The organism is Plantibacter flavus (genome assembly GCF_002024505.1).
GTDB lineage: Bacteria > Actinomycetota > Actinomycetes > Actinomycetales > Microbacteriaceae > Plantibacter > Plantibacter flavus_A.
On the sequence record NZ_CP019402.1, the window covers coordinates 623,808 to 645,067 of the forward strand.

The 21,260-nt window shown below is 70.2% G+C and carries 27 protein-coding genes; 14 read left to right on the top strand and 13 right to left on the bottom strand.

The window, feature by feature from the left end; genetic code table 11:
- Positions 1 to 18: 18 nt before the first annotated feature.
- Together BWO91_RS02875 and BWO91_RS02880 are read right to left on the bottom strand one after the other, a co-directional pair.
- Positions 19 to 645 carry an MSMEG_1061 family FMN-dependent PPOX-type flavoprotein gene (locus BWO91_RS02875; protein ID WP_153303364.1) on the bottom strand — a complete coding sequence of 209 codons (627 nt, stop codon included), beginning with the start codon at positions 643 to 645 and terminating at the stop codon, positions 19 to 21.
- A gap of 125 nt (positions 646 to 770) precedes the next feature.
- Positions 771 to 1,328 carry a TetR/AcrR family transcriptional regulator gene (locus tag BWO91_RS02880; RefSeq protein WP_079001105.1) on the bottom strand — a complete coding sequence of 186 codons (558 nt, stop codon included), beginning with the start codon at positions 1,326 to 1,328 and terminating at the stop codon, positions 771 to 773.
- 173 nt (positions 1,329 to 1,501) lie between these two features.
- On the opposite strand from BWO91_RS02880, the gene BWO91_RS02885 reads away from it, so the two are divergent.
- Positions 1,502 to 2,506, top strand: coding sequence for an SDR family NAD(P)-dependent oxidoreductase (locus BWO91_RS02885; RefSeq protein ID WP_079001107.1), 1,005 nt, complete (start codon positions 1,502 to 1,504; stop codon positions 2,504 to 2,506).
- A gap of 258 nt (positions 2,507 to 2,764) precedes the next feature.
- On the opposite strand, the gene BWO91_RS02890 is transcribed toward BWO91_RS02885, so the two are convergent.
- Positions 2,765 to 3,961: an ROK family transcriptional regulator gene (locus BWO91_RS02890; RefSeq protein ID WP_167620430.1), complete on the bottom strand. Its 1,197-nt coding sequence runs from the start codon at positions 3,959 to 3,961 to the stop codon at positions 2,765 to 2,767.
- A 117-nt stretch (positions 3,962 to 4,078) separates the two neighbouring features.
- Here BWO91_RS02890 and BWO91_RS02895 point away from each other — a divergent pair, with 117 nt between their 5' ends.
- Genes BWO91_RS02895 through BWO91_RS02905 form a run of 3 tightly spaced genes read left to right on the top strand, consistent with a single transcriptional unit; the run spans position 4,079 to position 6,283 of the window.
- A complete protein-coding gene (locus tag BWO91_RS02895; RefSeq protein WP_071261738.1) occupies positions 4,079 to 5,215 on the top strand; it encodes a Gfo/Idh/MocA family protein in 1,137 nt (378 codons plus the stop codon).
- Positions 5,212 to 5,958, top strand: coding sequence for a ThuA domain-containing protein (locus BWO91_RS02900; RefSeq protein WP_175116985.1), 747 nt, complete (start codon positions 5,212 to 5,214; stop codon positions 5,956 to 5,958). Before BWO91_RS02895 ends, BWO91_RS02900 begins: the two co-directional genes overlap by 4 nt.
- A gap of 58 nt (positions 5,959 to 6,016) precedes the next feature.
- The gene (locus BWO91_RS02905) at positions 6,017 to 6,283 is read left to right on the top strand and encodes a DUF7218 family protein (protein WP_064297053.1); all 267 of its coding nucleotides are present in this window, start codon (positions 6,017 to 6,019) and stop codon (positions 6,281 to 6,283) included.
- Between the two features lie 22 nt (positions 6,284 to 6,305).
- Here the strand turns inward: BWO91_RS02905 and BWO91_RS02910 are convergent, their stop codons facing one another.
- On the bottom strand, positions 6,306 to 6,629 hold the full coding sequence (locus BWO91_RS02910) for a hypothetical protein (protein WP_153303365.1): 324 nt from the start codon (positions 6,627 to 6,629) through the stop codon (positions 6,306 to 6,308).
- A gap of 257 nt (positions 6,630 to 6,886) precedes the next feature.
- Between BWO91_RS02910 and BWO91_RS02915 the strand changes: the two genes are divergently transcribed.
- Positions 6,887 to 7,168: a hypothetical protein gene (locus BWO91_RS02915; protein WP_064297054.1), complete on the top strand. Its 282-nt coding sequence runs from the start codon at positions 6,887 to 6,889 to the stop codon at positions 7,166 to 7,168.
- Positions 7,169 to 7,228: 60 nt separating this feature from the next.
- The gene (locus tag BWO91_RS19570) at positions 7,229 to 7,396 is read left to right on the top strand and encodes a hypothetical protein (RefSeq protein WP_153303366.1); all 168 of its coding nucleotides are present in this window, start codon (positions 7,229 to 7,231) and stop codon (positions 7,394 to 7,396) included.
- Positions 7,397 to 7,469: 73 nt separating this feature from the next.
- Here the strand turns inward: BWO91_RS19570 and BWO91_RS02920 are convergent, their stop codons facing one another.
- From BWO91_RS02920 to BWO91_RS02940, 5 genes are all read right to left on the bottom strand, one after another.
- Positions 7,470 to 7,673: a hypothetical protein gene (locus BWO91_RS02920; RefSeq protein ID WP_064297055.1), complete on the bottom strand. Its 204-nt coding sequence runs from the start codon at positions 7,671 to 7,673 to the stop codon at positions 7,470 to 7,472.
- A gap of 58 nt (positions 7,674 to 7,731) precedes the next feature.
- Positions 7,732 to 8,037 carry a hypothetical protein gene (locus BWO91_RS02925; protein WP_064297056.1) on the bottom strand — a complete coding sequence of 102 codons (306 nt, stop codon included), beginning with the start codon at positions 8,035 to 8,037 and terminating at the stop codon, positions 7,732 to 7,734.
- 190 nt (positions 8,038 to 8,227) lie between these two features.
- Positions 8,228 to 8,428 (bottom strand): DUF2795 domain-containing protein, encoded by a 201-nt coding sequence (locus tag BWO91_RS02930; protein ID WP_162235747.1) that lies wholly within the window; start codon positions 8,426 to 8,428, stop codon positions 8,228 to 8,230.
- Positions 8,429 to 8,597: 169 nt separating this feature from the next.
- A complete protein-coding gene (locus tag BWO91_RS02935) occupies positions 8,598 to 9,338 on the bottom strand; it encodes a GAF and ANTAR domain-containing protein (RefSeq protein WP_064297058.1) in 741 nt (246 codons plus the stop codon).
- Complete coding sequence (locus BWO91_RS02940) at positions 9,335 to 10,039, bottom strand: GAF and ANTAR domain-containing protein (RefSeq protein ID WP_079001113.1); 705 nt, start codon at positions 10,037 to 10,039, stop codon at positions 9,335 to 9,337. The genes BWO91_RS02935 and BWO91_RS02940 overlap by 4 nt, the downstream gene beginning before the upstream one ends.
- A gap of 208 nt (positions 10,040 to 10,247) precedes the next feature.
- Here BWO91_RS02940 and BWO91_RS02945 point away from each other — a divergent pair, with 208 nt between their 5' ends.
- From BWO91_RS02945 to BWO91_RS02965, 5 genes are read left to right on the top strand one after another with little or no spacing between them, the layout of a single operon-like run.
- Positions 10,248 to 11,246: an SDR family oxidoreductase gene (locus BWO91_RS02945; protein WP_079001115.1), complete on the top strand. Its 999-nt coding sequence runs from the start codon at positions 10,248 to 10,250 to the stop codon at positions 11,244 to 11,246.
- A gap of 5 nt (positions 11,247 to 11,251) precedes the next feature.
- The gene (locus tag BWO91_RS02950; protein WP_079001117.1) at positions 11,252 to 12,730 is read left to right on the top strand and encodes a phytoene desaturase family protein; all 1,479 of its coding nucleotides are present in this window, start codon (positions 11,252 to 11,254) and stop codon (positions 12,728 to 12,730) included.
- 35 nt (positions 12,731 to 12,765) lie between these two features.
- Entirely contained in the window at positions 12,766 to 13,350 is a 585-nt protein-coding gene (locus tag BWO91_RS02955; RefSeq protein WP_079001119.1) for an SRPBCC family protein, read from the top strand.
- A gap of 10 nt (positions 13,351 to 13,360) precedes the next feature.
- A complete protein-coding gene (locus BWO91_RS02960) occupies positions 13,361 to 13,783 on the top strand; it encodes an HIT family protein (RefSeq protein WP_079001121.1) in 423 nt (140 codons plus the stop codon).
- A gap of 59 nt (positions 13,784 to 13,842) precedes the next feature.
- The gene (locus BWO91_RS02965; RefSeq protein WP_079001123.1) at positions 13,843 to 14,382 is read left to right on the top strand and encodes a flavin reductase family protein; all 540 of its coding nucleotides are present in this window, start codon (positions 13,843 to 13,845) and stop codon (positions 14,380 to 14,382) included.
- On the opposite strand, the gene BWO91_RS02970 is transcribed toward BWO91_RS02965, so the two are convergent.
- Entirely contained in the window at positions 14,383 to 15,339 is a 957-nt protein-coding gene (locus BWO91_RS02970; protein ID WP_079001125.1) for a proline dehydrogenase family protein, read from the bottom strand.
- Between the two features lie 91 nt (positions 15,340 to 15,430).
- On the opposite strand from BWO91_RS02970, the gene BWO91_RS02975 reads away from it, so the two are divergent.
- The gene (locus BWO91_RS02975; RefSeq protein ID WP_079003815.1) at positions 15,431 to 16,003 is read left to right on the top strand and encodes a YdeI/OmpD-associated family protein; all 573 of its coding nucleotides are present in this window, start codon (positions 15,431 to 15,433) and stop codon (positions 16,001 to 16,003) included.
- A gap of 20 nt (positions 16,004 to 16,023) precedes the next feature.
- Positions 16,024 to 16,629 carry a maleylpyruvate isomerase family mycothiol-dependent enzyme gene (locus BWO91_RS02980; protein WP_079001127.1) on the top strand — a complete coding sequence of 202 codons (606 nt, stop codon included), beginning with the start codon at positions 16,024 to 16,026 and terminating at the stop codon, positions 16,627 to 16,629.
- Positions 16,630 to 16,877: 248 nt separating this feature from the next.
- Here BWO91_RS02980 and BWO91_RS02985 read toward each other — a convergent pair whose 3' ends face one another.
- The 3 genes from BWO91_RS02985 to BWO91_RS02995 form a co-directional block, all read right to left on the bottom strand.
- Positions 16,878 to 18,149, bottom strand: coding sequence for an HNH endonuclease signature motif containing protein (locus BWO91_RS02985; protein WP_079001129.1), 1,272 nt, complete (start codon positions 18,147 to 18,149; stop codon positions 16,878 to 16,880).
- A 114-nt stretch (positions 18,150 to 18,263) separates the two neighbouring features.
- Positions 18,264 to 18,695, bottom strand: coding sequence for a hypothetical protein (locus tag BWO91_RS02990; protein ID WP_071261750.1), 432 nt, complete (start codon positions 18,693 to 18,695; stop codon positions 18,264 to 18,266).
- A 92-nt stretch (positions 18,696 to 18,787) separates the two neighbouring features.
- The gene (locus tag BWO91_RS02995; protein ID WP_064297068.1) at positions 18,788 to 19,435 is read right to left on the bottom strand and encodes a TetR/AcrR family transcriptional regulator; all 648 of its coding nucleotides are present in this window, start codon (positions 19,433 to 19,435) and stop codon (positions 18,788 to 18,790) included.
- Positions 19,436 to 19,567: 132 nt separating this feature from the next.
- Between BWO91_RS02995 and BWO91_RS03000 the strand changes: the two genes are divergently transcribed.
- Entirely contained in the window at positions 19,568 to 21,226 is a 1,659-nt protein-coding gene (locus BWO91_RS03000) for an ABC transporter substrate-binding protein (protein WP_079001131.1), read from the top strand.
- Positions 21,227 to 21,260: the final 34 nt, after the last annotated feature.

The following is a 21,260-nucleotide window of genomic DNA, read 5'->3' on the forward strand; positions in this document are numbered from 1 at the left end:
CCCTCTTGCTTCCAGCCATCAATACAGACTCTGGTTCCCGACGGCGACCGCCTCGTCGATGGCGTCGCCGACCTCGGTGCTCAGGCCCGACATGCTCGCCCAGATCCGGCCCGCACTCGGCACCTCGGCCGCGAGCTCCTGCATCTCGGCGTCCCACAGCCCGCCGCGGAGGAGTGCCCGCCCGCAGTGCAGGTAGACCTCCTCGGTGCGCACGACGATCGCGAGCTGCGGCGTCACGTGGTCCTGTTCGAGCATCGCCATGAGTGCCGGGTCGTCGGTGACGGTGGCCGTGCCGTTGATCCGGAGGGTCTCGCTCATGCCGGGGACGAAGCACAGCATGCCGATGTGGCCGTTCTGGACGATGTTCTGCAGGGAGTCGGCGAGCCGGTTGCCGAGGCGCTCCGGGATCACGAGCGTGCGGGTGTCGAGCGCCCGGACGAACCCCGGGTAGTCCCCGCGCGGGGAGTTGTCGCACCGGCCGTCGACGTCGGACGTCGCGATGGTGCAGAACGGCGAGTGGGCGAGGAAGGCGAGGCAGTTCTCGTCGAGCTCGTCCATGATCTTGGCCGTCGCCGCGGGATCCGGTTCGCCGAGGGAGCGACGGATGGTGTCGACGTCGATCGACGCGAACGCGCTGGCCTGCATGGCGGACCCCTTCTCTGTCCCTCCGACCCTACGGTCGTCCCTCGCACGCCTCAATGGGCTGTCGGCACACGGTTCGCGGGTGTCCTGTGTCACCGACCCAGCCGCAGCCATCATCCCGCCCCGGTTCATCGGCCGAAGGAGCGGCGGAACATCGCCTTCGCGCGCGCCGCGGTGTCGGCTCGATGGGAATCTGGGATGCGGGTGAGGGTCGCTCCCACCATCGAGATCGCCATGAGGATGTCGTCGGGCTCGACGTGGTCGGCGATGCGGTGTGCAGCCAGTTCCTTCGCATGCAGGGCGTGCGCGAGGCTGTCGAGGCGAGTGCCGAGCGCGATCACGCGGGGGTCGTCGCCCTCGCCGAGGATCGCCTCGACGAAGGGCGAGGTGACGAGGGCCTGGTCGATCACGACGTCGAGCAGGGTGTCGAGGGTCGCATCCGTTCGCCCGGCGTGCTCCTCCAGCTCGCCGACGTTCTCGTCGAGCACCGCGAGGGCGAGGGAGATCCGGTCGGGGAAGTGCCGGTACAGGCTGCCCTGTCCGACGCCCGCCCGCTTCGCGACCGCGCTGAGGGGAGCGCTGAAGCCGTCAGCGGCGAACACCTGACGCGCTGCGGCGACGAGCGCTCGGCGGTTCTCGGGTCCCGCGCTCGGGCCTCGGTTCGGCTTCGGGGGCGTGGACGACATCCCGGTAGCGTAACGCCGCGCGGCCGCTCCGGAGCACCCGACTGGGAGCCCGCCGTGAGGGCTGGTGGGCATGACCCGGACGGCGTAACGTATACCGGACAATGATGTCCGGTATGGATCGAGGCCCACACGGTCCCGCCGCTCATCGCCCTCCCGAGAACGAAGGAACCCCCATGAGCGCCCTCACCGCCAACACCCCGATCGCCGCGTGGCTCGCCGACCCCACCGGTGGACCGCTCATCCGCGGCCTCCTCACCCAGCTGGGCACCGAGGAATCGCAGCTCGCCCCGATCTCGGGCCTCCCACTTCAGCAGCTCGTCGCCCTGAGTCAGGGGAAGCTGCCCCAATCGCTCATCGACGACCTCGTGCTCGCCGCGAACGACGGCGTCGTACCCGTCGACGACGCGCCCCAGGGGTGGCAGGAGCGCATCACCGTGGGTCGGTTCGCCGGGAAGACCGTGATCGTCACCGGGGCCGCTTCCGGTATCGGCCGTGCCACGGCATCCCGCGTCGCGCGTGAGGGCGGCCGGGTCGTGGCCGTGGACCTCTTCGAGGACAAGCTCGCCGACCTCGCTTCGAGCCTGCCGGACGCCGACCTCGTCACGGTCGCCGGCGACATCACGAAACAGGACGACATCGACGCGATCGTGGCTGCGGCGGGGGAGCGGATCGACGCGCTCGCCAACGTCGCCGGTATCAACGACGACTTCTCCCCGCTCCACGAGACCTCCGACGCGACCTGGGAGCGGGTGATGGGCGTGAACGTCACCGGTGCGTTCAAGCTGACCCGCGCCGTCCTACCGTCGATGGTCGCGGCCGGATCCGGCTCGGTCGTCAACATCGCGTCCGAGGCCGGGCTGCGCGGCAACGCCTCGGGGAACGCCTACACGACCTCGAAGCACGCGGTCGTCGGCATGACCAAGAGCGCCGCCTTCATGTACGGACCGCACGGCGTCCGGGTCAACGCCGTCGCTCCGGGCGGTGTCGCCACAGGGATCCCCTTCCCGCCGAACGTCTCCGAAGCGGGTTCGGCGCGGCTCGGACCGTTCCAGGCGGCGATCCCGACGATCGCGACCGCGGAGCAGCTCGCCGCGTCCATCACCTTCCTGCTGAGCGATGACGGCGTGAACGTCAACGGCGTCATCCTGCCGTCCGACGGTGGATGGTCGGTGCAGTAGCAGCCGTTGCACAGAACTTCAGCAATCGGTAAGAACCGCGATTATTAACGGTCGTTCAGGGCGGGATGAACGTATTTCTGCTGCGAATCTTGAATCACACGGGCCCGCTCTGCGTCGCCCGTCCCCTGCGAACGCTCTGAACGAGTACGGCCGGAACGATCGTTCGCACTGCGGTGACACCGCTCACAGGGCCCCACCGATCTTGGCGGAAGGTGGGGCCCTGCGCCGTGTCCGGCCTGCGATGGGCGGCGCGCGGACTCAGCGCGGGATCGGAGCGGCGAAGCGCCACGGCTGGGAGCGGATCGTCGCGACCGCCCGGGTGATCGCGCCCAGGGCGACGACGTCCGCGCCGAGTCGCGAGGCCCGCACGATCGGCGTCGGCGCGTAGGTCCCCTCGTCGAGCCAGGTCTGAGCCGCGGCGATGACGGGGGAGGCGACGCGGGCCACGCCGCCGGCGACGACGACCTCGTCCACGTCGAGCAGGCTGCCGAACAGGACGCACACCCGCCCGAGGCGTTCCCCGAGACGTTCGACGAGTCTGCCGGCGTAGGCGTCGCCCGAGGCGGCGGCGTCGATGACGCGGCCGACGTCGAGGGCGTCGATCGGTGTCCGTGCGAGGGGAGACGACGCCGGCACCGCACCGGATCGCTGATCCTCCTCCAGCCACGACCGTGCCGCACCGTCCAGGCCCTCCGGTGAACCGACGCCCTCGACCATGCCGAGCACGCGGAGTTCGCCCGCGCCGCCCGCCCCGCCGTGCAGCAGCACACCGTCGACGATGAGTCCCGCCCCGAAACTCGCCTCGGCCAGGAGGACGGCGATGGACTCGCGTGCCACCTCCCCGAGGGCGCGCTCCGCCGTGGCCGCGAGGTTGGCGTCGTTCTCGAGCACGACCTCGCCCCAGGGGCCGAGGCGGCTCGCGAAGTCGGGGTTCATCCGGGCCCAGTAGTCGTGATCGCCGCGCGGGGAGCGGCCGTGCGCGTCCACCGGTGCCGGGACACCGACGGCGGTCACGAGCACCTGCCCCGGCGTCGCGCCGGCCTGCGCGGTCGCCTCCTCGACGACGGTCCGTGCGGTCGCGAGGCGGAGGTCGGGGTCTTCGTCGCCGCCCACGATGGGGCGTTCGGCCCGGCCGACGACCTCACCACGGAGCGTCGCGACGAGTGCTGCGACCCGATGCTGCCCCACGTCGAGTCCGATCACGAAGGCGGTGTCCGCGGCGAGTTCGTAGCGCCGGGCCGGTCGTCCCCGTCGGTAGTCGCCGGCGGCCCGGGCGTCGTCGAGCTCCCGGATCCAGCCGCGGTCGGCGAGGGCGTCGCAGGCGTTCAGCACGGTGGCGCGGGTCAGGCCGGTCTCGTCCATGACGTCACTCGCCGTGAACGCACCGTGGTCGAAGGCGTAGGCGGCGACGAGTTCGACGCTCGCCCTGCCCGTCTCGATCCCCGGTTCCGCCATGGGGTGACTGTAGCAGGGTTGCATTACTAGATATGGCCGCTATATTTAGTGGCGAAGGTCGACCACCGCCGGTCACGACAGTGCTCGGCTCCGCACCCCGAAAGGAACCGTCCGAGCATGAGCACCAGTACCGCCCCGACCACAACAGACGCTTCGGACCTCCGGGTCGGCGTCATCGGCCTCGGCTTCGCCGGGACCACGCACCTGGACGCCTTCACCGCGCTCCCCGGTGCCACCGTCGTCGCGCTGTCCGGCCAGGAACCGGCGCGCCTCGCCGAGCTGGCCGAGAGCCGCGGGGTCCCCGAGACCTACGCCGACTGGGAGGACCTCGTCGCCCGCGACGACCTCGACATCGTGTCGATCGGCGTGCCGAACGCCCTGCACCACCCGATCGCCGTGGCCGCGCTCCGCAGCGGCAAGCACGTCTTCTGCGAGAAGCCGCTCGCCACGACCGCCGACCTCGCCGCAGAGATGGTGGAGGCCGCGACCGCCGCCGACCGCGTTCTCGAGGTCGCCTACAACCACCGCCGCCGTGCCGACGTCGCCTACCTCGCGCGGTACCTCGCCGAGGAGCCGATCGGCCGCGTCTACCACTCGCGTGCCTCCTGGCTGCGTCGCCAGGGTGTGCCCGGTATCGACTCCTGGTTCACCAACAAGGCCGCGGCCGGCGGCGGGCCGCTCATCGACCTCGGGTCCCATGTCCTCGACATCGCGCTCTCGCTCCTCGGTGAGCCGCGCGTGACGCACGTGTCGGCCGTCGCGTACAACGAGCTCGGCCGCGCCGGCCGCGGTGGCTCCTCCGGCGGCGGTCCGGTCTCGAGCCGGTCCTCCCATGCCTTCGACGTCGAGGACTTCGCGTCCGCACTCCTGCGGTTCGAGGACGGCGGCAGCCTGCACCTCGAGGCGTCGTGGGCCTCCTACTCGAAGGCGCACGAGGACATCTCGGTCGAACTGCTCGGCTCGGAGGGTGGCGTCCGCCTCCACGTCGACAACTACAACACCGAAGGAACGGTCACGATCTACCGTGACGTCGCCGGTGCGCCGACGATCGAACGACCCGCCGTGCAGGTCCCGGCCGGTCACCACCAGTCGGTCATCGCGGAGTTCCTCGACACCATCCGCGCGGGCGAGACCGCCGGCGGCGAACTCCGCTTCGCCGGTCACCACGGCGAGTACGCACTGCACCGCAGCCGCGTCATCGACGCCGCCTACGCCTCGGCCGCCGCCGGGCACGAACTGGAGGTCCCCGCATGAGCACCACGACACCGATCCGCATCCGCGTCTGGAACGAGTTCGTCCACGAGTCCCGCGGTGACGCCGTGGTGCTGGGGCACTACCCCGACGGCATCCATGCCGTGATCGCGGCGGGCCTCGAGGAGTCGCTCGGGGACGCCGTGTCCGTCTCGACCGCGACCCTCCAGGATCCCGAGCACGGTCTCACCGAGGAGGTCCTCGCGAACACCGACGTCCTCTTCTGGTGGGGGCACATCGCCCACGACCAGGTCTCCGACGAGGTCGTCGAGCGGGTGGTCCGACACGTCCACGCCGGCATGGGCATCGTCGTGCTGCACTCCGGTCACTACTCGCGGGTCTTCCAACGCCTCATGGGGACGAGCTGCGCGCTCAAGTGGCGCAACGACGGCGAGCGCGAACTCGTCTGGACGGTGCTCCCGGACCACCCGATCGCACAGGGTGTCCCGCACCCGATCGTCATCGACCGCCAGGAGATGTACGGGGAGCACTTCGACATCCCGCGTCCCGACGAGGAGGTGTTCCTCTCCACCTTCGCCGGCGGTGAGGTCTTCCGGTCCGGTGTCGCCTACCACCGCGGGCGCGGACGGGTGTTCTACTTCTCACCCGGTGACCAGGAGTACCCGGTCTACCACCACCCCGACATCCGCCGCGTACTGGCCAACGCTGCCGAGTGGGCCCGGCCGACGATCGAGCGCACGCCGCCGACCGCGGACCAGCACCCACGGGACTGGTTCCTGCGCTAGGGCTGGATGGGTGAGCGCGGCCGGAGGAGAATGGCCTCCACACGGAAGGGAGGGCGATATGCCTGACACGGAGAATCCGTCGTTGAAGGACCCCGAGCTCTATGAGAAGCTCCGCGACGAGGGCGCCTCGAAGGGGAAAGCCGCACGCATCTCGAACGCGGCGGCCAAGCAGGGACGTTCGGCGATCGGGGAGAAGGGCGGCGAGTCCGGATCGTACGACGACTGGACCGTCGCGCGGCTCCGCGAGCGTGCGAAGGAGATAGGCCTCACCGGCTATTCCGACAAGCGCAAGAGCGAATTGATCGCGATGCTCCGCGACAGCTGAACAGGCGGCTCGGCCGCCGGAGTCACCGCTTCGGTGAACCGGTGGTCGCATCGTCGCCGGTCGTCGCGTGGACGACGACCTCGCCGGTGTTCGCCTCGTGCATAAAACCTTCGAGCAATGCGCGGTCCATCTCGCCGACCTCGTCGGAGTCGAAGGAGAACTGCAGGGCGATCGCCGGGTGCAGCCAAAGCGTCGTGCGTCCGTCGGTGGTGGAGTCCTGTCGCACCGTGAGCGCGAACGACTCGTTCCGTCGCAGCTTCATGAGTGCGATCGTTTTGACGTGGGCGAGCGTGCGGTCGTCGAGCCGCACTCGTGCATCCCCGGTGCCGTAGACCAGTTGTCCCATTGGGAACCTCGACTTCCAACCCCTGAGATCGTCGTCGACGTGGACAGCCGACACGGCGCGCATCTCGACGGGGTCCGGGTCGGTGAAGCGCTCTCTCAGGATACGAGACATTCTTGGCGCGCGCCCGATTATCCACGATGCGGTGCTCGATCGACGACCCGCACGCGCATTGTCCGCTGCCCGGGCCATCCGCGCAATGGCCCGGGCGCCCCCATCTCTGCGCGCTAGCGTGGCACACCTGAGAAAGGGGGCTGACGATGGGATTCCTCCGCCTCGGTGCGCTCCGATCACAGGTCGACGATCAGACGCTCGCCCAATTGGAACGCGTGATCCTCACTCGGATGCTCGGCGAGCGCTCGTTCCGGCTGCAACTCCATCGCGGGCGCTTCCAATCATCGGAACCGGTCACGGTCTCGCCCGAGCAGCCGATCGTCTTCGCGTTCGACGCCGAGTTCGAGCCGCCGATCGACGAACGCATGGCCGCCGAGATGCTCGAGGAGATCGAGATCACCGGCGGACTGCACGTCGTCGTCGCCTGACCAGCGCCACCACCCGATACCAGCATCACCCAGACCACCACCACAGGAAGCAGGAGCGACATGAGCGACTTCACCGGAGCAGACGCATTGGGTACCGACCCGGACATGGTGGTCGGAACGCCGCCCACCGAGATCCCGGACGAGCCGACGGACGAGGACACGGCGGACGAGCCGGACGTGCTCGAGCAGCCGGATGCGGCACCTCTGCACGACGCCGACGGCCGCTGAGCCCGTCAGACACGGAAGCGCCGCCGACCCTCGGGTCGGCGGCGCTTCGTCGTGCAGCAGGCGGGGTTCAGGCTCAGTCCGTCTGCTCGGTGTCCTCGGGGTCTGCGCCCGGGCGCACCGCAGCGTCGTCGCGGATGTCGATGCGGGTGACGCCGTCGCCCTGATCGGTGACGTCGATGCGGGGCGCGGCGTCCTCCTCGGTGGCGTTCGGGGCCGTCGTCAGCTGGTCGTGTCGGTTCTCGTCGTGCGTGTGCGGAGTCTGGTCGCTGTCGGTCATGCCGAGACGATAGCGCACGGACCCGGCGTCCGGGCACGGCCTCAGGGCTTGTGGAGCCTCAGACGCGCGGACCCGGTTCCGGGACGAGCACCAGGCCGTGGTTCGAGTCGGCGCTGACGGCGAGCGCGTCGAGCCATGCGCGGTTGAGTTCGACGGGGACGCTGCCCGCGTACTTGAATCGCAGCGACATCGCGGGGTGCAGCCAGATCGTCGTCCGGCCGTCGCCGGCCCGCGGGTCGTCCTTCCACCCGAAGTAGAACCCCTCACCGCGACGCAGTTTCGCGCCGATGACCTGCTGCAGGTGTGCGAGCACCCGGTCGTCGAACGTCACCGACACCTCGGCGTCGTAGATCATCTTGCCCATGGGTCCTCCTGCTCCGCTCCCGGCTTCCTACGGTAGGCCCGGCCCCCACGAACCGCCACGATGCCCGAGGGGGTTGCGAACCGCCGCATGATCTCCGACCTGTCCGGCCGGTGGAGTCGGTCGGTGGACCTGACACGACGGAGCGGCACCGGCGCGATGCCGGTGCCGCTCAGCCGTGGTGCGCGATCGCTCAGACGCCGATCGGCAGCGCCTCCGCGATCGAGGTGCGGTGCAGGACGTCCCAGCGGCTGGTGTAGCTGCGCTCGGGGAGCGAGCGGAGCGCCTCCACGAGGTGGGTCGGGAGCAGGTCGCGGCGGGCCTCACGCGTCAGGTCGCTGGGGCGGCAGGGGTACTCCATGCCGCGTAGGAATTCGTCGAGCTCGGTGAACACGAGCATCTCCTCTCTGGGCGCGTCGTGGCACCCGATGTCAGGCGGGACGGCTGCGTCGACCGGTCGTCGGACCGCCGTGCCCTCCTTCGAGTGTCGTCGCCGTTCGACCGTTCGGCGCGCTCTTGCCTTTCCGCCGTCGAGCTGCTACCCGTTCGGGTACGCTGCATCCTCAGAGCTCGAGGCGACGCTCCACGATGTCGCGGGCGACGTCCGCCAACGGACGACGGCGACTCCGCGCGTACTTGCGGATCACCTCGAAGGCCGCTTCCACCGAGATCGCAGCGGTGTAGGCGACGACGCCCTTCGCCTGCTCGATGACGACCCTCGACTGCAGCGCGGACTCCAACTGACCGCGGGTCACGTCGCTCTCACGAAGGGTGCGCTCGTGCAGGATGCCGATGGTCGCCACGTCGGCCATCGCCTGCGCGGCCCGTGACTCGAACCGGTCGAAGGCCTCCGAAGCCGTGCGGAACAGGTTCAGGGTGCCGATGGTGGTCCGGCGGAGTCGCAGCGGGAAGGCATGAGCCGACCGGAACCCCGCGGTCGCCGCGACCTCGGCGAACCTCGGCCAGTCGCTCGCGACCGCGGCGATCTCGGGGATCGACACCGGCGTCGCCGCACGGAAGCTGTCGATGCACGGGCCTTCGTCGGCGCTCAGCTGGATGAGTTCCACGAGCCTCCCGGACTCGCTGGTCGACGCGATCAGCTCGAGGTCGCCGTGCGGATCCGCCAAGAGGATGCCCGAGGCCTGGACGTCGAGGAGGTCGACGCTGGCATCGACCAGGATCTGCAGCAGGTCGACCACGTCGTAGTCGTCCACCAGCGTGTCGGCGAGCGTCGCGAACACGTCGAGTAGGGCGGTCGAGTGACGGAGCTCGGAACCGGTCCCGTCGTCGCCGCGCGCGTTCATCGCTCGTCTTCGATCGTCTCGTCGCGCAGCACGTAGCCGGTGCGACGTTCGAGGATGTCCTCCGCGACCTCCGACATCGAGCGGTTCTGGGCGAAGGCCTGTGCCTGGATCAGCAGGTGGGCGTCGTCGGGGGAGAGCCCGAGCTGCGCGATCACGAATCCGGTCGCCTGGTGGATCCGGCGTCGGGCGTGGGGTTTGAGCTGCGCCGTGTCGGGGAGACTCGCGAGTTCGAGGGTGCGGCGGAGGACGTACCGGCTGAGCGGGCGGGTGAGGGACATCATGGCCTCGACCGCCTGCGTGTCCAGCGTGCGCTCTTCGGTGTCGTACAGCTCGACCGCGCCCACCTGGAGCGGCCCGACGCGGAGCGGGAAGGCGAAGATGGAGCCGACCGCGTGGTCGCGGAGAGCCTCGGTGAACGACGGCCAGGAGTCGTAGCCGGTCCGCTTGACGGCCTCCTCCAGCACCGGGCGGCCGCTGCCGACCGCGTCCCAGGAGGGGCCCTCCGAGAGGTCGAACTGGAGCTCGTCGAGCAGCGCGATCTGCTCGTCACTCGCGGCGATCGTCTCGGGGCTCAGGGTGTCGCCGAGCGTCGCGATCGAGACACCGCTGAGCGGCATGAGCCGCAGGATCGGCTCCACCAGCTGGTCGTCCTCGTCGACCCGGTCGAGTGCGCTGTACACGATGGCGAAGGTGTCGCTCATGTCCGCATTCCTTCCGGGGTCGAGGGAGGTCTCCGCTCATCGTACGGCCATCCCGCCGCGACCGCCGGGTGGTGATCCGTCCTGCCTGGGAAAGCAAGGGGCCGCCCCGGCGGGGTGGATTCGCCTAACGTGGCGTCATGCCTCTGACGACGACACCTTCTCCGCGCCCCTCCGCCCAGCGGTCCGCAGCAGCCGATCGGTCGGCGCGATGAGCCGCGGGGTCGCCGTCGTCACCGGCGGAACCGCAGGGCTCGGTCGTGCGACCGTCCGCGAACTCGCCGCCCGTGGCTGGGACGTCGCGGTGCTGGCGCGTGGCGAGGACGGACTCGCAGCCACCGTCGCCGAGGTCGAGCAGGCCGGACGTCGCGGGCTGGCTGTGCCGACGGACGTGGCCGACCGGGAGGCCGTCGAGCAGGCGGCGGACCGGGTCGAGGCGGAACTCGGACCGATCGAGCTGTGGGTGAACTGCGCCATGGTCGGTGTGTTCGGGGACTTCCTCACGACCGAACCGGCGGACTTCGAGCGCGCCGTCGCCGTCAACTTCTTCGGCTTCGTCAACGGCACCAGGGCCGCCCTCTCGCGCATGGTCCCGCGCGACCGTGGGCACGTGATCCAGGTCGGTTCCGCCCTCGCCCACCGCGGCATCCCGTTGCAGGCCGCCTACTGCGGGTCGAAGTTCGGTGCCCGCGGGTTCACGGAGTCGGTCACCGCCGAGCTCCTCCACGACGGCAGCAACGTCAAACTCTCGACGGTGGACATGCCGGCGCTCAACACCATCCAGTTCAGCTGGGTGAAGTCGCAGCTGCCCGAGCACCCGCAGCCGGTGCCCCCGATCTACCAGCCCGAGGTGGGCGCGACCGCCATCGCGGACGTCGCCGACCGCCCGCGGCGACGCACCTGGGTGGGCGAGTCCACCGTCGGCACGATCCTCGGCGACCGCTTCGCCGGCGGCTTCCTCGACTGGTTCCTCGCCAGGACCGGATACTCCGGGCAGCTTGCGCCGGACAAGCACGACCCGCGCCTGCCGGACAACGTCTACACGCCGGCCCCCGGTGACCACGGCGCCCGCGGCGTGTTCAGCGACAAGGCCCACTCGTGGAGCCCGCAGACCTGGGCGATCCGCCACCGTCGCGGGGTGTACGCGGCGGCCGCCGGCACCCTCGCAGCGGGCGTCGCCCTCGTGGCCGGCGCGGCGAAGCGGCGCTGAGCGCGATGGTGCGGCGCGAGCAGTTCGACGCGGTGGTCGTCGGCGCGGGGCCCAATGGGCTCGCCGCCGCGGTGACCCTCGCGCGGGCCGGCCTGCACGTGCAGGTGGTCGAGCGAGGCGACACGATCGGCGGTGGAGCCAGGACCGCCGAGCTGACGCTGCCCGGCTTCCACCACGACATCTGCTCCGCCGTCCACCCGATGGCGCTCGCCTCCGGCTTCTTCCGGTCCTTCGGCCTCGAGCGCCGCATCGACCTCGTCGTGCCGGAGATCTCCTACGCCCACCCGCTCGACGGTGGCCGGGCCGGCATCGCCTACCGCGACATCGACCGCACCGCCGACGCCCTCGGACGGGACGGCGGGGCCTGGCGCTCGCTCATGGGACCACTCGCCGCCGACGCCGACCGCGTCTCGCAGTTCACCGGCGGCAAGCTCCTGCAGGTGCCGCGCCACCCGGTCACGGTCGCGCGCTTCGGCCTCCGCGCGCTCGAGCAGGGCAGCCCGGCCTGGAACCTCCGGTTCCGCGAGCAGACCGCTCCGGCGATGCTCAGCGGTGTCGCCGCCCACTCCATCCGGCCGATGCCGAGCCTGTCCACCTCGGCCGCCGCCCTGTCGCTCGGCGCGTATGCGCACGCCCGCGGTTGGCCCATCCCCGTCGGCGGCAGCCAGGCGATCGTCGACGCGCTCGCGGACGACCTGTTGGCCCACGGCGGTGAGATCGTCACCGGAACCGAGGTGCGCTCCATCGACGAACTGCCGTCCGCCCGTGCCGTCCTGTTCGACACGACCCCGAAGGCGCTCGCCGAGATCGCGGGCAGCCGTCTGCCCGACGCGTACCTCCGTCGTCTCTCCCGATTCCGGTACGGCGACGGCGTGGCCAAGGTCGACTTCGCACTCTCAGGTCCCGTCCCGTGGACGAACCCGGAACTGGCGCGGGCCGGCACGCTCCACCTCGGCGGCACCCGCCCGGAGATCGCCGCCGCCGAGCGCGACGTCGCCCGCGGGCGGCACAGCGAGTCGCCCTACGTCCTCGTCTCGCAGCCCGACGTCGGCGATCCTGGTCGCGCTCCCGGTGGCGCCCAGGTCCTCTGGGCCTACACGCATGTGCCGAGCGGGTCCGGTCTCGACCAGACCGAGGCGATCACCCGGCAGATCGAGCGCTTCGCCCCCGGGTTCCGCGACGTGATCCTGACGTCGGCGTCGATGACCGCCCGCGACATGGCGCGGTACAACCCGAACTACGTCCTCGGCGACATCGCCGCCGGCGCTGCGACCTTCGCCCAGCTCGTCGCGCGTCCCGTGCTCTCGAACGACCCGTGGCGGACGCCGACGCCGGGGATCTTCCTGTGCTCCTCGTCGACCCCACCGGGCCCGGGCGTCCACGGTCTCGCCGGCTGGCACGCCGCCCGCAGCGCCCTCCGCTCGGTGTTCGGTCGCGACCGCATGCCGTCGCTCGCGCCAGACCGAACCGCGCGCCCCTCCTGACCTCCATCCCCGCTTTCAGCGAAAGGAACACCACCGTGTCCCACACCACCAAGGTCTTCGACTGCCCGCCCGACCGCGTCTTCGCCGTCCTCGCCGACGGTTGGCTCTTCCCGGCGTGGGTGGTCGGTGCGTCCCGCATGCGTGACGTCGGTGACCTGTGGCCGCATGTGGGCGGGAAGCTGCACCACTCCTTCGGTGTCTGGCCGGCGGTGCTGGACGACGAGACCACCGTGCTCCAGTGGGATGCTCCGCACCGGTTCGTCATCCAGCCGAAGGGGTGGCCGCTCGGTGAGGCCCGTGTCGCCATCGAGGTGGAACCGCACGAGCGCGGGTGCGTGGTCCACCTGCACGAGCACGCCGTGACGGGCCCTGGTGCGCTGATCCCGGTCTGGCTCCTCGACATCGGGCTGCACATCCGCAACATCGAGACGCTGCGCCGACTCGCCCACCTCGCCGAGGGCGGTGCCGGCGGCACCCATCTCGTGGAGGCGGCCGAACCGACGGCAGAAGACCGCGAGGACGCCGAGTTCCCGAAGCGTTCGTTGTTCGCGCGAGTGGCGTCGGTCCTCGTCGTCGCCGTGCCGGTGGCGGTCCTGGCGAGGGTGCTCCGTCGTCGCTGACAATGGACTGATGTCCGACACCTGCACTTTCTGCCGCATCCTGCGTGACGAGCCCGACGACGTCACCTGGGTGGAGCGTGAGGACGAGGCGGTCGCCTTCCGGCCGTTGCCCGAGTCGGAGCTCGCCCCCGGCCACACCCTGGTCGTGCCGCGAGCGCACAGCGTCGGGCTGCTGGACGCCGACCCGCGGGCTCTGCAGGCGACGACGGCCCTCGCTCAGCGGGTAGGACGCGCGATGCGGGCGGCGCTCGGGGCGACCGGCGTCGTCGTGCTGAGCGCGTCCGGTGCCGACGCCGGGCAGAGCGTCCCCCACCTCCATCTCCACGTCGTCCCGTGCTGGGATGACGACGGGGTCACGTTCTGGCCCGAGGGCCGCTCGGAGCACCGGATCGACGGCGACCCGCACGCGCTCCTGGCGGAGATGTTCGAGTAGCCGGAGATCGCCGCTCCTTGAGTTGACCTCAAGACCGATTGAGGTTCTACGGTTGAAGCATGACCATTCCCACCACGCCGTCCGCCGATCCCGATGCCCTCGCCCGCGCCGCGACCGTCGACGGGTTCAAGACGGCGTTCCGTGACCACCCGGCCGGCGTCGCACTGATCAGTGCCTCGACCGATCAGGGAGACGTCGGGCTGACGGCGTCATCGGTCGCATCGGTGGCCGTCGACCCGCCGATGCTGTCCTTCTCGGTCACGCGAGCGACGGGGTCCGCGGGCGGACTGCTCAGTGCGGGAACGGTCGTCGTCCACCTCCTGGCGGATCACCACCTGGAGGTCGCGAAGGCGTTCGCCAAGACGGGGGAGCCGCGCTTCACGCCGGAACAGCACTGGGAGCGACTCGCGACCGGCGAGCCCTACCTGCCGAGCGCCCGGGCGGCACTGCGCTGCCGGATCGTGCAGACGGTCCCGGCCGGCAGCTCGATGCTCGTCATCGCCGAGGTGCTGGAGGTCATCCCGCCCGGCACGGACGCGCCGGCGCTCGTCTACCAGAACCGCAACTTCCACCGCCTGGAGTCCGACCCGCTCGGCTGATCAGGCGAGGAGCGCGATCGGGCCGATGTCGGCGATCGCCTCGATGACCCGCTCGGGGTGCTCGGCGATCCGGTTGAGGACGTAGAGCCACCACTCGGGTCCGTAGACGAGGTACTCGCGCGTCGTGAACCCGCGGCGGCGGAGGTCGTCGAGGAGTTCGGTGCCGAGTCCCTGGAGCATCTCGAACTCCACGTGCGGCTGACGGAGATCGTCGCCCAGCGCACCCTCGAGTGCGGCGACGAGGTTCGCGTCATGGGTGGCGACGTTGACACGGTGACCCGACCCCACGAGTCGCGTGACCATGCTGATGTAGGCGACGGTCATCGGTGCGGAGTCGCGGGGGTGGGCCACCTCGGTCGATTCGAGGAAGGCGCCCTTGACGACGCGGATCGGCCCGGGCCGATCCAGCACGCGGTCGAGGTCCGCGGGGGTGCGGTGCAGTCTCGCCTGGAGGGTGACGCCGGTCTCCGGGAAGGCGTCGGCGATCTGCTCGTAGATCGACAACACGAGGTCCGTGCGGTCGGAACCCTCGGCGGAGATCATGAGCGAGGTGTCGGCATCCCGTGCCGCCTGCGCGAGCGCCAGGCCGTTGCGCAGGCCGAGCTCGGGGGAGACGACTGAACCGATGTGGGAGAGGTCGAGCGAGATCGTCGCGGTCTGGTCGGACTCCCTGATCCGGCGGGCGAGGTCGACGAACTCGGCGGTCTGCTCGTCGGCGACACGTGCGTCGCGGACGGACTCGCCGACGAGCTCGATGCTCCAGCGGTGCCCACGATCGGCGTTCGCTTCGAGGAGCCGCAATGCGGAAGCCGCGTCCTCGCCGGCGATGTATCGCAGGGCCGCCCGCTTGGCGACGGCGGCAGCCTCAGGGTGGGCGAGGACTCGCGCTTTGAGGTCCTCGTCGAGAGCCCAGGCCCGCAGGGTGTCGGCGGCGCGCGACAGCGTCTCGTCGTTCATCAGGATGCTTCGACCCTATCCAGTCCTGGGTGACGGTTCGGACGGCACCGAGGTCTGGGCTGCGTCGCCCGTGCGCGCTACGCTCGCTCACGTGGCGAGCTTCGAGGAGAAACCGATCCTGGACCTCACGCTCGATGAGTGGGAGGCCTATCTCGCTGGTGCGCCGAGCGACGCGGGTGTTCGGTTGAAGCTGCGGAAGAAGACGTCGAAGGCATCGGGGATCACCTGGTCGGAGGCGCTGGACGTCGCCCTCTGCCACGGGTGGATCGACGGGCAGAGCAAACGGTTCGACGACGACTACACGCTGCAGGCGTTCACCCCGCGGCGGAAGAACAGCCCGTGGTCGCAGATCAACCGGGAGCACGTCGCCCGCCTCATCGAGGAGGGGCGGATGCGTCCCGGTGGGCTCGCGGAGATCGAACGAGCCAAGGCCGACGGGCGGTGGGACGTGGCGTACCGGCAGAAGGACGCCGTCGCACCGGACGATCTCCAGGCGGCGCTTGATGCGAACCCCGAGGCGGCGGCGTACTTCGCGACGCTCGGCCGCACCGACCGATTCCGCGTCTTCTTCCGCCTGAGCAACATCAAGACGCCCGCGATCAGGGCCGCGCGCATCGCCGACGTGGTCGAGAAGGCCGCCCGGGGCGAGCAGCACTACCGCTGATGGTGAGTGGATCGGCGGGGATGCGGGTTTCACCAGGAACCGTCTGGCCGGTCGTCCACGAGGAGCGTCGGCGGCTGGTCGCGGATCTGTCGGTGCTGGACGACGAGCAGTGGGGGACGCCGTCGCTGTGCACGGGATGGGATGTGCATGATGTCGTGGCCCATCTCGTCGACTCGGCGAAGACGACGCGGCTGGGATTCGTCCGACGACTCGTCGCCGCGCGATTCGACTTCGACCTCGACAACGCACGCGGGGTCGAGCGGGAGCGGAGGAACGATCCACAGGAGACGCTCCGGGCTCTGGCAGACGCCACCGAGCTGACATGCACCCCGCCGGCGAACCTCGCGACCAGGCTCGTCGAGGCCATCGTGCACGGCGAGGACGTCCGTCGGCCGCTCGGCATCCGCGCGGGGTATCCGACAGCGGCGGTCATGGTGGCGTTGGAGTACCAGCTCCGGACCGGTGTCTCGATGGGCGGCGGCAAGGAACGCGCCCAGGGCGTCCGGCTCGTCGCCGAGGACGCCGGCACGAGCTGGGGTGAAGGCGACGAGGTCCAGGGATCGGCGCTCGACCTGCTGCTCGCGGTGTCAGGTAGGCCGACCGGGCTGGCCCTGCGTGGGCGGTGAGCGCGGGGCAGGGCGTGGGGCCCGGAGTTGCACGGGCAGGCTGCTCCCGGGCACTGATGTGACTCGGCTCGGCTGCCCTTCGACAGGCTCAGGGACCGGAACGGTTCGGGCACGCCTCTTCCGGTAACTGAGCTTGTCGAAGTGCAGCACAGCTCGGGAACCGAACCGATGCGGACGGACGATTCCCGGTCACTGAGCTGTCGAAGTGCTCACGTGGAACCCTTCGACCGGCTCAGGGACCGTCGGGGTCAGAATGGGGCGGGATCGGGTTCCGTCCGATACTGCTTGCCGTCGGGTGTCGTCCACTCGAGCACCCCGCCCGGCTGATGGTCGAGGTTCCATCCGGGGAAGTGTTTCATCCGGTGATGATGTCGACACAGGCAGGCGAGATTCGCGACATCTGTCGTGCCTCCGTCTTCCCACGCGACCGAGTGGTCGAGGTCGCAGGCTCTGGCGCGTCTGCCGCAGCCCGGTGCCCTACAGGTGCCGTCCCGCAGGCGCACTGCCCGTTGGAGGTCGGCCGGAACGCGGTATTGATGCCGCCCGACGGACAGAACCGCACCCGTTTCCGGCTGGACGAGGATCCGGGTGAAGCTGGGCGCGTTCACCGCGATGCGTGCTGCGGTCTCCGGGTCGATGGGGCCGTACCCGTCGAGCATCGCCGGGGCGTCAGAGGCACCGGCCATGCTCAGTGCCGGGACCGTGATCTGCACGGTCGGCTTGATGTGCTCCTGGACCTCGATCGGGTGCGGGAGCACCGGGCTGGACGCAACGTCTTCCGGGGTCACGCCGGTGAGGGCGAGGGCCGCGAGGGCGTCGGCCTGCAATTGTGCGCAGGTGCGGGTGTCGCCGGCCTGGCGAGATTCGGCCGCGGCGGCTTCGATGCGCTCGGCGATGCCCTGCGCAATGGGCGCCGTCGTGAACAGGTGCACCCACGCCATGCCGTCGGCGGCCGCTTCGAACTCGACGCGGCGGTCGGCCTCAGAGCGGACCGCTCGGGCGGTGATGGACTCGGGGTGGAGTCGTTCGCGCAGGACGCGGGCGCGCCTGCGAAGGTTCGCGTTGGTGGACTCCTCCGCGACCGGTAAGACTTCTGCGAGAAACGCCGCCCGCCCTGCGACCGGGACGTCACTGAGTTGGTCGATGATCGTCTGCGCGTGCCGCGCCGAGATACGGCCGGCCTCGAGCGACGCCAGGACTGATGGGGCGTCGTTCACGAGACGTTCGGCGTCATTCGTCGCCCGCTGGACCGTCTGCTCGGGCGTGCGCGTCGCCATCGCGAGGGCCGCACACGTCGAGCGACGCGAGAGCGCCTGGCGCTCGGCCGGCGGGAGCACGGCCGGAACGACCGAGTCGGCGAAGGCGTCCGCGTAGGCGGCGGAGCGGGCCAGGAGGCGCGCTTTGCGTGCGTCCAGGACGGCTTGTTGCCGATGGAGCTCCGCCCACTCGTCCGAGAACTCCGCGAGCTGCGCGGCGTACTCGTCGCCGACGCGGATCGCGGCGGAGGAGGTCTCGGTCATGGGACAAGTCCATCATGGACCACTGACATTCCAGATGCCGAGTCGCGCCGGCTGTGGACGTTGCTCGTGTGCCCTTCGACGGGCTCAGGGACCGGGGCCCAGCGGCCGGAGGGGTCAGACGGCCCGGGCGAGCAGGTCCGCGACACGCTTCGCGACGGCGTCGTTCCACGCGGTGACACCGAACGCGGTCGGCCACAGGTCGCCGTCGTCGAGCTTCGCGGAGTCGTTGAACCCGATGGTCGCGTAGCGCGCCTTGAACTTCGCCGCCGCCTGGAAGAACACGACCGCCTTGCCGTCGGCACCGACGTAGGCGGGCATGCCGTACCAGGTCTTGGCCGCGAGGCCGGAGTCGCCGCCCATGATCAGCTCGTGCAACGGCTCGGCGATCGCACGATCGGCGTCCTCCATGTCCGCGATCGCGTCGACGACGGCCTGCAGGGCCTCCTCGCGACTCGCAGCCGCCTTCAGCTCCTTGGCGCGCTCCTTCATCGCCGCGCGTTCCTCGGCGCTGAATCCGCTCTTCGTGCTCGATTGTTTCTCGGCCATGTCGACGTCCTTCCGATCACCGTCTCCGAGTCCTGCCCGGCTCCGCCTCTCACGGTAGCGCTCGCGGTGGGGACGTGGGGTGCGGATTCGGCTCAGTCGTCCAGCGCGCCGGGACCGAGTACGGACTCGACGATGACCCGGATCGCGTACTCGCTCGTCTCGGCGAGATCGACGTCCGCCGGGTCGATGAGCCACTGCACCTGCAGGCCGTCCATGACCGCGAGGATGGACGCCGCCGCACGGTGGATCGTCTCGGGCGCATCGACGCCCCGCTCGGCGCACACCACCTCGAACGCCTCCGCGATCTCCCGACGCAGCGTCCGGTAGCGGTCGTCGAAGTAGTGCCTGGCCGGGTGGTCCTCGGTCACCGACTCCGCCGACAGGACGACGAACGCCTGCACGATCCCGGCGCGCTGCGCGTTCGCGGCGGCAGTGCGGATCAGGTGCTTGAACAGGTCGATGCCGCCCGGGATGTGCTGGTCGTCGAGGTCCTGCACGTCCGTCGCGTCGCGGTAGCTGAGCACCTCGAGGAGGAGCTGGTCCTTCGACCCGAAGTGGTGCAGGATGCCCGCCGGCGTCATGTCGACGAGCTCGGCGATGTCGATGAGCGTGCCGTTCGCGTACCCCTTGGCGCCGAAGACGTCCAACGCGGAGCGGACGACCTCGGCTCGCCTCGCCACGGTCGCCGGGCGTGGCTGGGCCGGTCGTTTCACCGTGTTCTGTCGTTTCACCGTGCTCATGGTGTCCGTTCCGCGGGGGCCTCGATGCGCCCGACACTACCGCGCTTGCCAACTTACTGAATGGTCAGTAAGTTATCACCGAATCCCGACTTGCGCCGCACTGCCGCAGCGCACACCCAAGAGGAGAAAGCGATGAAGCTGAGAACCCCACTGCTGGCCGCGTTCGCGGCCACAGCCCTGCTGCTCACCGGATGCACCGGTGGCGGCGGGTCGAGCGACGGCCCCGAGAGCGGCGCCGCCCTGACGATCGCGAAGCCGGACGGCTCGATCGCCACCGAGTCCAACAACCCCTACGTCGGCGATTCGTCCGCCATGAAGCTCGGCTACATCAACGCGATCCTGGAGCCGCTCGCGATCGTCAACCTCGTCGACCCGAGTGCCGAGGTGAAGCCCTGGCTCGCATCCGAGATCACCTGGTCCGACGACTACACCTCCGTCGCGCTGACCGCCCGCGAGGGCGTCACCTGGAACGACGGCGAGGCGTTCAGCGCCGACGACATCGCGTTCACCTTCCAGCAGTTCATCGACCACCCCGAACTCGACAACTCGGCCCTCGGCCTCACCACGGTCGCGACCGAGGGCGACACCGTCACCCTCTCGTTCACGAACCCCATGTTCGTGAAGCAGGACAAGGTGCTCCTCAAGCAGATCGTCCCGAAGCACGTGTGGGAGTCCGTCGACGACCCCGCCACCTTCGAGAACCCGGAGCCCGTCGGCACCGGCCCGTACACGCTCACGAGCTTCAGCACCGAGAGCGTCGAACTCTCCGCCCGCGACGACTACTGGGGTGAGCAGCCGGCCGTGCCGACGCTCTACTACGTGTCGTACAACGACAACACGGCCCTCACCACCGCGCTCGCGAACGGCGACGCCGACTGGGCGCAGGCCTTCATCCCGAACGTGCAGTCCGCGTACCTCGACAAGGACAAGGAGCACAACGTCTACTGGGCGGCCGCCGCTCTCGCCGTCGACGCGATGTTCGTGAACACGCAGACGAAGCCGTTCAACGACCCCGCGTTCCGCCAGGCGGTGAACCTCGTCATCGACCGCGAGCAGCACCAGCAGATCGCCCGTGAAGGCGGCGTCCCCGAGCTCAGCTCGGTGACCGGCCTCCCGACCCCGGCGGGTGACGCGTTCATCGCCTCCGAGTTCGAGGGCGAGGACTACACCGTCGACGCGAAGGCCGCGAAGCAGGTCCTGACCGACGCCGGCTACACCTGGGAGGACGACGTCCTCACCGACCCGTCCGGCGAGGCCGTCACCTTCACGCTGTCGGTGCCGCAGGGCTGGAACGACTACGTGACCGGCATCAGCCTCATCGCCGACTCGGTCAAGACGCTGGGCGTCACCGCCACGGTCGACACCCCCGACCAGGACACCTGGTGGGCGGCGAAGTCGGACGGCGACTTCCAGGCCATCCTGCACTGGACCGACACCGGCGCGACGCCGTACGACCTGTACTCCGACATCATGGACGGCCGCTGGCTCGTCGCCGAGGGCCAGGCGGCCGACTTCAACTTCGGTCGGTACGACAGCCCGGAGGCCACCGCGGCGCTCGCGGCCTACGCCAACGCCACGGACGACGCGACGCGCGCAGCCGCCCTCGAGACCGTGCAGAAGCTCTTCGTCTCCGACGTCCCGGCCATGCCGATCGGCACGCGCCCGTTCATCGGCTCGTACAACACGCGGAACTACACCGGATGGCCGAGCGAGGACGACCCGTACGCGCCCGCCGACCCGACGCAGCCGACCGCGGTCTACATCCTCACGCAGCTCAAGGCCGCGAAGTAGGCACGGCGTCACCCAGCGGGGCGGGCTTCGGCTC